The sequence below is a fragment of the Marinobacter sp. VGCF2001 genome (assembly GCF_049943275.1).
GTDB lineage: Bacteria > Pseudomonadota > Gammaproteobacteria > Pseudomonadales > Oleiphilaceae > Marinobacter.
Map to the genome: position 1 here is coordinate 43,290 of NZ_JBNFVX010000020.1, position 9,750 is coordinate 53,039.

Below are 9,750 nucleotides of genomic sequence, written 5' to 3' on the forward strand. Positions count from 1 at the left end.
AGTAGGTATGACAAAGCGCGCCGGGCCGCAGGTGACAGGCCCAGTTATTGGTGAAGCTCTATGCCGGCCCACCCTACACGCCTGATCAGCTCGGCCAGCCCCGGGCTTTTGTACTTCACCGCCGCATCTTGCCAGCGTTGTTTCACACTTTCGTGGAGCACCGGTAAAACCGGGCGCACCGTTTTGCGCCCCATGGCTTTGTAAAAGCCTTTGTATTCATTATGCTGCTTGCCGGCGTAATCCGGGTTCAGGCGCCAAACGAAGTGCCGTTCCAGCGCTAAGCCGCAGGTCTGCACCTCTTTGGCCATCCACGCGCCGGCCACATCCCCAAGAGAGTGGTCTGGGTAACCGCCGCCGATATCCGTATGAACGCCAGCAAACCAAACCTGTTTTACATCGATTCCGGCTTTTTCACGCCACAGGGCGGGCTCGAAATCCTGCCGATTCTCGTCAATCGACACCGCATGACGGGCGTGATTAATAATGCTGCTGGGCTCGGTGTCGTGAAACAGGTAGCGATCTGTGCCTAGCGTGCCCAGAAAAGGTGCAGGTATGCCCAGCGCGCCTACAGTATCAAATACCCCGATAAAGTGAATACGGCTTACGTCGGCCACCGCGTAGTTTTTACGGAATTTTGCAGCCTTCTCGCGCCCCGGCGCCGACGCCGGGCCACGGTTCCGGTAGAGCGTATAAGCGTGGCCAACCTTTTCCGCGTGTTCCCGCCGCAAAATACCACAGTTACGGATTAACCCGGCCAGCGAGCGAACGGTATAAGCCCCACGACTAAAACCAAACAGATACAGGGCATCACCCGGCTCGTAATTATGAACCACAAAGCGATAACAATCCTGAATGTTCTTGTCGATGCCCTTGCCGGCAATGCCACCGGAAAACTTGTCGCCTTCCGTGCCCACGCCCCAGTCGTAGAACACCACCTGATTGTTACCTGCCGCATCCTCTGGCGAAATCGCCTCGGCCAGCCGTAAAACGTGGGTAGCGGTATCCGACTCTGGCGATTGCCAGGTGCCGTCTGAGCAGATGATGATGTTTTTCATGATTCCTCCTGTCCTTGGAGCGTGAGAAATTCAAGCTTTAACTAAAAAACCCAAACCAACGGTATCAATCCAATAGCCACACTGCCAACAAGCAAAGCCAACGGCGTTCCAATCCTTACATAATCCATAAACTGATACCGCCCCGGCCCATAAACCATCAAATTTGTCTGATAGCCCAACGGCGTAATAAACGAAGCCGAAGCTGCAAACATCACAGCCACCGCGAACGGCAAAAAATTAACCCCCAACTGTTCCGAAACGGCCAAAGCGATAGGAAACATCAACACTGCCGCCGCGTTATTGGTGATCATCTCGGTGAACAGCGCCGTCAGCACATATACTATGGCCAAGGCCACCCAAGGAGTAAAAGGGCCAAAGCCAAGTAAAAAACCCGCCACCGATTGAGCCGCGCCTGTTTCGGTCATGGCAGTGCCCAGAGCAAAGGAGGAAGCAATCACCACCAACACCGGCAAATCCACACTCCGCCGAGCCCGACTTGCCGTTATGCACCCCGTCGCAATCATCGCACCAGACGCTACAAATGCCGCTTCCAAAATGGACAGCAATCCGGAAGCACTCAAAATCACCATAACCGCGAGAATACCCAGCGCCCTTGGAGCTTTCCGGAAATCAGGCGGCGTAGAGTCATTAAGGGCACTCACCAACAAAAAGTCCCGCCGAAACCGGTACTGCTCAACAAATTGATGACTAGCTTCCAGCAACAAGGTATCGCCCATGCGGAACGTGATATCACCCAGCTTACCGGGCACCCGCCTCCCTTCCCGAGACACTGAAAAAATAACAGCATTAAAACGAGTGCGAAAACGGCTGTCTCGAATCGTCTTGTTCAATGCCGGGAACTCCGGCCCCAAAACCACTTCAACCAAACAGCGTTGGTGATTCTCAACTTCCAGCTTGTGCACACTCCCGTTCGCAGGCTTTAGCCCTTGGATGCGGCGCAGTTCGCTGGCACATTCCGGCGCCCCGACGAAGTAAAGCTTATCGCCCGCTTGCAAAGTTCGGTTAGGCTCTACGGCGGTAATCAAACGGCCTTCACGGTCAATCTCCGTCAAGTACCCATAAGTCAGCGCCCGCAAACCCGCTTCGGCAATGGTCTTACCCGCCAGCGGCCCACGCGCCTCTACTTCAACCTCAACACCGTACTCCCGAACCTGGTCCAGCTCCTCGCTCAAACCACCTCGGTCTGGCAGCAGTCTATGGCCAATAAACACCAAAAACGCACCGCCAACCATCAACAACGGTACACCCACCCACGCAAGCTCAAACAGCCCGAGATTAATCCCCAGCCGGCTTTGCAACATACCATCAACAACCAGGTTGGTACTGGTTCCGATCAATGTGCAGGTGCCGCCTAGAATGGCAGCGTAGCTCAGTGGAAGTAAAAGCTTAGAGGCGGGCACACCCAAGCGCTGGGCCCAATCCTGAATAGCCGGGATGAACATAGCCACCACCGCCGTATTATTCATAAAACCGCTCAGAACACCCGTCGGCGCAATCATCCTCAGTTGCGCACCGCGTTGGGTTTTCGGGTGCCCTAATAACAACCGGGCGATCCACTGCACCGCGCCGGTCTCTTTCAACCCTGCCGCCACCACATACAACGTAGCAATGGTGATCACCCCCGGGTTCGCGAACCCGGAAAGTGCCTCAAGCGGCCCCAACACGCCACTTACCAACAGCAACGCCAATGCCGCCATCAGCACCAAGTCAGCCGACAATCGCGTTAACGCCAAAGTGCCCAGCACCCCAGCCAACGTGATCAGAGTAAAAACGGCCTGCCATTCCATGCGTTCAAGCACTCCAGAACGGGCCCAGCCCCCAATACATTTGGCCGGGCCAAATATTCGGGGGGCTAACCCATAGCATTATGATTTAAGGGCTATCATTCCACGGTCTAGTAAGTACGCGATTAGCGAATCCACGCACTCTTCCACCGTGTTCTTGGAGGTGTCCAGGCGAAGCTCGGGATGGGAAGGCACTTCGTAGGGAGAATCGATGCCGGTAAAATGTTTGATTTCGCCGGCGCGGGCCTTTTTGTAAAGCCCTTTGGGATCACGGGATTCGCAGGTTTCCAGCGGGGCATCCATGAAGACTTCAATAAACTCACCGGCCGGAAACAGTTTGCGTACCATGCGGCGATCACTGGTGAAGGGCGAGATAAACGCGCTCATCACAATCAGCCCGGCATCGGCGAACAGTTTGCACACTTCTCCTACCCGGCGAATGTTCTCTTCACGGTCATCGTCGGAAAAGCCCAGGTCGCTGCATAACCCGTGGCGCACGTTGTCGCCATCCAATAGAAACGTATGGTAACCACGCTCGTGCAGGGCAACATCCAACGCATTGGCAATGGTGGATTTACCAGACCCACTCAAGCCGGTAAACCAGAGCAAGCAGGGCTTCTGATTTTTGTTGGCCGAACGCTCCGCGCGGGTAATTTTATGATCATGCCAAACGATGTTACTCATACCTCTTTACACCCCCACTCAGGGAAATTCTCGCGAACGAACTTGTTCAAGTTCCGCTCCGCTTCGGTGTACTCGCGCTTGGGCAACTCGCCGGCACCATCTAACGCCCGCTCAACCATACCTGCTGCCACAGTCACATTCGTTAGACGATCAATCAGAATGAAGGCCCCCGTGCCCGGGTGATCCTGATAGCCTTCTACGACAACCGGTTCAGCCAATTCAATGTCACACACACCAATGCCGTTCAGTTCAAGGCCACTGGCGGTTTGCGCACTCCGCTCCAGGCTATTAACGTCAATCTCTTCCAAAACCTTGTTAACGAAACAACTGGTCACCTTGGTGCCAATTTTGATGCCGTACTCACGCCCCGGCACCAACGCTTTTTCACTCATCCAAACCACGTTGGCCGCAAAACGCTGGCCCATCTCTGGTTGTTGGTTTGCGTGAACCAGCAAATCACCCCGTGAAACATCAATCTCATCTTCCAGCGTGATGGTAATCGAATCGCCCGGCCATGCGCGCTCAAGCTCACCTTCATAGGTGTGAATCCCCTTCACCCGAGAACTCATACCCGAAGGCAACACAGCCAGTTCATCGCCTTTGTGCACTACACCGCTGGCAACCGTTCCGCAATAACCTCGAAAATCCAGGTTTGGCCGGTTCACAAACTGCACGGGAAAGCGGAGGTCCGTAACGTTCTGGTCTGTGCGAAGTTCAACCTGCTCCAGAATATTCATCAAGGTTTCGCCATGGTACCAAGGCGTGTTTTCGCTTCGGTTCACTACGTTGTCGCCATTCAGCGCAGAGATCGGCACGTAGTAAACGTTTTCCAGACCTAGTTGCTTCGCGAGCTTTTCGTATTCCGCACGAATGTCGTTGAAGCGCTCTTCGCTGAATTCCACCAGGTCCATCTTGTTGATGGCGACCACTACATGCTTCAAGCCCAAAAGCGAAACGATAAAGCTGTGACGGCGAGATTGAGTCAGTACGCCTTTACGGGCGTCAACCATCACGACAGCCAAATCACAAGTGGAGGCACCTGTCGCCATATTGCGGGTGTACTGCTCGTGGCCCGGGCAGTCCGCAATAATGAACTTGCGCTTGTCGGTGCTGAAGTACCGGTAGGCTACATCAATGGTGATGCCCTGCTCCCGCTCGGAAGCCAAGCCATCCACCAACAACGCCAAATCCAACGCCTCACCGGCGTTACCCTGGCGCTCATTATCCTTGTGCAGTGCCGCCAAGTGATCTTCAAAAATCAGTTTGGAATCGAACAACAAGCGGCCGATCAGGGTGGATTTACCGTCATCCACGCTGCCGCAGGTCAAAAAACGGAGCAAGTCTTTGTTTTCGTGCTGGTCGAGGTAAGCGAGGATATCTTCTTCAATTAACGCCGATGCATGAGACATAACAATTCCTTAAAAGTACCCTTCGCGTTTTTTCTGTTCCATAGACGCAGCCGCGTCGTGGTCAATCACCCGGCCCTGGCGTTCCGAGGTAGTGGTCAGCAGCATTTCCTGAATGATCTCAGGCAACGTGGCCGCTTCAGATTCCACTGCACCGGTCAACGGATAACAGCCCAAAGTACGGAAGCGCACCTTCTTCATCATCGGCTTTTCACCCGGTTCCAGCGGCATGCGGTCGTCATCCACCATAATCAAGGTGCCGTCACGCTCCACCACGGGGCGTTCTGCAGAAAGGTACAAAGGTACAATGTCGATGTTTTCCAGATAGATGTACTGCCAGATATCCAGCTCGGTCCAGTTCGACAGCGGGAACACGCGAATGCTTTCGCCTTTACTCACCTTGCCGTTATAAAGGTTCCACAACTCCGGGCGCTGACTTTTCGGGTCCCAGCGGTGGAACTTGTCGCGGAAGGAATACACCCGCTCCTTGGCCCGGGACTTCTCCTCATCCCTGCGGGCGCCGCCAAACGCCGCATCGAAGCCGTACTTGTCTAGCGCCTGCTTCAGCGCCTGGGTTTTCATCACATCGGTGTGTTTGGCACTGCCATGGGTAAACGGCCCAATGCCCTGCTCCACACCTTCCTGATTGGTATGCACAATCAGCTTCATACCCAGTTTTTCAGCCATTTTATCCCGGAAGCTAATCATCTCCTTGAACTTCCAGGTGGTGTCTACGTGCATCAACGGGAACGGTGGCTTACCGGGCGCAAACGCCTTCATGGCAAGGTGCAACATGACGGCGGAATCTTTACCGATAGAATACAGCATCACCGGGTTATCAAACTCGGCCGCCACTTCGCGAATAATATGAATCGACTCCGCCTCAAGCTGCTTGAGGTGGGTTTTCTTGGGAGGGGTTAACGTCATTTCTTAAATCCAGATTATGTTCGAAATACTTTCCGCACAGGCTAAAAAGGGGGCAGACCCCACAGGGCTGAACCTACCGCCAAAACCCAGCCATCACGCCAACAAAATCGCTCAACTGATCGACGGGCAATTTATTAATCCCTGCCGCCGCCTTGCGCCCACCACCGGTCGGAAACTGCCGCGCCACTTCATCTGCGCCCGAGCGGTTATTCAAAGGCGCTCGAATGCTCACCAAGTAATGGTCGCCTCTTGTCTCCGTAACGATTGCGCAGGCCTTATCGGGGTTGCGGTTCGCCAACTCATTACCCAACACACCACCAACCCGGCGAGCCCAGGGCTCATCGGGCAACTTCACGACCAAAGAGGTATCGGTTTCGTTCAACACAGACGCCGCCAAGCCTTTCGTCATATCCGCCTCATAACCATCGCGCAACTGTTGCCAGGCGACGGGTTCCGAAGCAATCAAATCCAGTGGGTCAGCAAACTTCACAAACTCCCGGAACAAATCGGCGGGATGGAAGTGCAAATCCTCCACCGTAGTGCCGTAGCCGTTGTAATTGATACACACACCCAAGGTTTTCAGGGCCTCGGTCTGGTTGGCACTCAACCCCGCCTTCACAGCCAGCTCGTCAGCTACGGCATTCAGGTTGTCGCCAAACGCCGCCGTGATCGCCCAGTTATGAAACAGACCACCCAAATGCTGATCCACCAACAAACTGGTGCAGGTAGTGGGCTGGGTATCAATCAACGCGGTAAAGCCCGGCGCATCCGGCAAGGTTTCCCCGGGGAAGTGGTGGTCCACATAAAACACCGAAGCGCCCGCCGCCAGCAATTCATCCACCGCTTCGCGGTTTTTGTCCAGGCTCACATCCAGGATGTTTATATGGGAAGGAGATTCCGCAGGCACTCGCCGAGCTAAGGCAATGTCCCGCTTCACGCCCGTAACCAAAGTGGAGTCACAGGGGTGGGCCAGCCTAAGCTGAATAAGGGCACAGATGCCATCGGCATCGCCATTGAAAACGTCGTAGGTTTGCATAGTGTTTGCTCTACGTTGAATGAAAAGCTCTTGCAGGGTTACCTACCACCGTTATCCCTGATGGGACGTCTTTGGTAACAACAGCGCCCATACCAACCACTGCGCCCTCGCCCACATCAATTAACTGCAGAACTGAAGCACAAGCTCCTATCCAGGCCAGCGGGCCAACTTTCGCCCCCCCAGCTAAAACTGAGTTCGGGCTAACATGAGCGAACTCACCCAGCACACAGTCATGCTCCACCACGGCCCCCGTATTGACGATGCAACCCTCACCAATATCCGCACAAGCGTTGAGTACAGCATTAGCGAACACCACCGTACCGGCCCCAACTGCGGCATGCTCGCTGATAACGGCAGCAGGGTGAATTACCGAAACGATTTGCGCCCCAGAGGCCGCCAACTCACGCTGCTTAAGCTGTCGAATCCGGTTATTACCAATGGCAACAACAACGCCATCAAAACCCTTTACACCTTCCAGCAAAGCAGCAGTGTCGCCAACAACCGCCCAAGATTCGTTCTTCGTAAGTTCCGGCCAGGCATCATCAAAAAACACAACCTCACGCCAGCCAACCAACCCGGCAGCATCCGCCACCACTTTGCCGTGGCCACTGGCACCGAGAATGGCGAGGCGCTTCAATCGTTGCTCCCGGTAAACTTAGACATCGTCACCTCACCCTCCCCGCTAATCCCATCCCGGACTACCACCTTTTTCACGGTTAAAAACAGAATCTTCAGATCCAACCAAAGGGACTGATTATCCACATACCAAACATCCAGTTTGAACTTATCCTCCCAGGAAATGGCATTACGGCCGTTAATCTGCGCCCACCCCGTTACACCTGGGCGCACGTCGTGTCGGCGATACTGTTCTTTGGAGTACAGAGGCAGATATTCCATCAGCAAAGGTCGCGGGCCTACCAGGCTCATATCGCCCTTGAGCACATTCCACAGCTCTGGAAGCTCATCCAGACTGGTGGCGCGCAGAAAGCTGCCGAAGGGGGTCATGCGCTGGTTATCCGGCAGTGGTTTGCCGTGTTTGTCTGTGGCATCCAGCATGGTGCGGAATTTGATCATTTCAAACGGCTTGCCGTTCCGGCCGGGGCGGGTTTGGCGGAAGAGAACCGGGGAGCCGAGTTTGCAATGGATTAACAGGGCAACGACAAAAATCACGGGAACCAACGCCACCAACCCAATCAAAGAAACAAAAAAATCAAAGCCCCGCTTCACGAGCAACCTCTCTGTAAAATTCAAGCAACTTTCGCCGGTAAACAGTCTGTTCATACCTTTCAACAATCCTCGCCCGAGCATTGTTGCCCAACTTCGCGCGCTCATCTGGAGGGAGAGACATGACATGCGCCATGCGCTCAGATAGGGCGCTCACATCTCGCGGTGGGACCAGCCAACCATTAAAGCCGCTCTCGACAACCTCATTACAGCCATTAATATCTGAAGCAATCACAGGCTTCCCCATCGCTCCGGCCTGCAGGACCACATTGGGGAAGCCCTCCCGATAACTTGGCAGAACTAAAACATCACACGCCTCAAGAGCGGGCCGGATGTCTTCAAGAAAACCGGTTGTTTGAATCCGTGGGTGGGACTGAATATGACCCAGCGTAACCTCGTCTACCGGTGCAGTAGCGTCCAAATCACCCACTAGAAGCAGTGTCGCGTCTCCTTCCAGGCTGGTAAAGGCAGAAACAAGTTCCTGAAGCCCTTTGTTACGATTCAGCCGCCCAACAAAGCAAAATGTAAACGAACCACTCCCCGCATATTGAAGCGGTAAGCATGCATCTGGCTGAAAATACTGGGTGTGAACTCCTGCAATGTTTCCATTACCAATCACCCTCAGGGGTTTACAGGTAATTCTGTCAGCCCTCAGGTCTGACGCAACCCCCTCACCCTCCGGGACAACTTTAGTTGCGGCAGCACAAATCAACCGATCAATTGCGACAAGGAGCTTGCGTTTGAAACCACCAGATGTCGGAAACACTAACCCGGTAAAAGCGTGAATACGTATTGGAACGCCAGCCAGAAAAGCCGCCAACATAGTCACCAATCCGGCCTTCGGTGTGTAAGAGTGCACAACGTCCGGCTTCTCGCGCCTGAGAACTTTCCACATTCGATAAATAGAAACCAGATCCTTAAACGGACTGATACCGCGATTCATGGGCACTTCAAGAACACTGACACCCTCATGTTCTTTCACTTTCTCCAGCATTGGACCAGGAGACGTCACACAAACAACTGCGCAATACTGGTTAAGCCATGCGGGCTGACCCCGAAGTATCGTCGCAAGTGTTTCTGGCACAGTAGTCACAATAATTAGATTCATCAACGTTGCAAATCCGTTTCACCTAAATCAAGCACACCATTCACAGCCGCCTAGCCCCGAGAACCATTAAAGCTCATGTTTACCTACCCCTTGTGCGGCACGCCCCAAATCACCCACTTTCTAATTGCATTACAAATGACCAGGCAAAAGCTCCCATCTCAAATTACTCGCCTACGCCCAAGAACAGAGACCAAAAGAAAAATCAGCATCGGCACAAACATCCACTTCTGTCGGACAGCAATACCTAAATTAGCGGAAGTCATTGCGAGAATGAGCCAAGCACAAAGCGCATAAGCCCACATAAACACACGATTCTCTCCAAGCCCCGTCTTTTTGCCCCTCAGAAGCGCAATTCCACCAAAAACGAATAGACCGAGTAAAATTAGGTTATCGATGGCAGCAGCAAGAGCAAAAACACTTCTCGCTTCAAAAAATAAGGGGCGGAATAGATAGGTGAACAACTGCACCGGAAGGCTCATCGAAGCAATATCAACCCGCCCCCCCC

9 protein-coding genes and 1 pseudogene are annotated in these 9,750 nt (G+C 53.8%); all 10 read right to left on the reverse strand.

The window, feature by feature from the left end; all coding sequences use genetic code 11:
• Positions 1 to 44: 44 nt before the first annotated feature.
• Positions 45 to 1,055, reverse strand: coding sequence for a DUF2235 domain-containing protein (locus tag ACP2AU_RS15385; RefSeq protein WP_426377100.1), 1,011 nt, complete (start codon positions 1,053 to 1,055; stop codon positions 45 to 47).
• A gap of 41 nt (positions 1,056 to 1,096) precedes the next feature.
• Positions 1,097 to 2,863 (reverse strand): SLC13 family permease, encoded by a 1,767-nt coding sequence (locus ACP2AU_RS15390; RefSeq protein ID WP_426377101.1) that lies wholly within the window; start codon positions 2,861 to 2,863, stop codon positions 1,097 to 1,099.
• 78 nt (positions 2,864 to 2,941) lie between these two features.
• Positions 2,942 to 3,544 (reverse strand): adenylyl-sulfate kinase, encoded by a 603-nt coding sequence (gene cysC, locus ACP2AU_RS15395; protein WP_426377102.1) that lies wholly within the window; start codon positions 3,542 to 3,544, stop codon positions 2,942 to 2,944.
• Positions 3,541 to 4,953, reverse strand: coding sequence for a sulfate adenylyltransferase subunit CysN (gene cysN / locus ACP2AU_RS15400; protein WP_426377103.1), 1,413 nt, complete (start codon positions 4,951 to 4,953; stop codon positions 3,541 to 3,543). Before cysN ends, cysC begins: the two co-directional genes overlap by 4 nt.
• Positions 4,954 to 4,962: 9 nt before the next feature.
• Complete coding sequence (gene cysD / locus ACP2AU_RS15405) at positions 4,963 to 5,877, reverse strand: sulfate adenylyltransferase subunit CysD (protein ID WP_426377104.1); 915 nt, start codon at positions 5,875 to 5,877, stop codon at positions 4,963 to 4,965.
• Between the two features lie 73 nt (positions 5,878 to 5,950).
• Positions 5,951 to 6,913, reverse strand: coding sequence for a DHH family phosphoesterase (locus tag ACP2AU_RS15410; RefSeq protein WP_426377105.1), 963 nt, complete (start codon positions 6,911 to 6,913; stop codon positions 5,951 to 5,953).
• Positions 6,914 to 6,923: 10 nt separating this feature from the next.
• On the reverse strand, positions 6,924 to 7,550 hold the full coding sequence (locus ACP2AU_RS15415) for an acetyltransferase (RefSeq protein ID WP_426377106.1): 627 nt from the start codon (positions 7,548 to 7,550) through the stop codon (positions 6,924 to 6,926).
• The gene (locus ACP2AU_RS15420; protein ID WP_426377107.1) at positions 7,547 to 8,194 is read right to left on the reverse strand and encodes a sugar transferase; all 648 of its coding nucleotides are present in this window, start codon (positions 8,192 to 8,194) and stop codon (positions 7,547 to 7,549) included. Before ACP2AU_RS15420 ends, ACP2AU_RS15415 begins: the two co-directional genes overlap by 4 nt.
• Complete coding sequence (locus tag ACP2AU_RS15425) at positions 8,124 to 9,245, reverse strand: glycosyltransferase family 4 protein (RefSeq protein ID WP_426377108.1); 1,122 nt, start codon at positions 9,243 to 9,245, stop codon at positions 8,124 to 8,126. The genes ACP2AU_RS15420 and ACP2AU_RS15425 overlap by 71 nt, the downstream gene beginning before the upstream one ends.
• 158 nt (positions 9,246 to 9,403) lie before the next feature.
• A pseudogene (locus ACP2AU_RS15430) lies at positions 9,404 to 9,750 on the reverse strand (hypothetical protein); the annotation flags it as partial.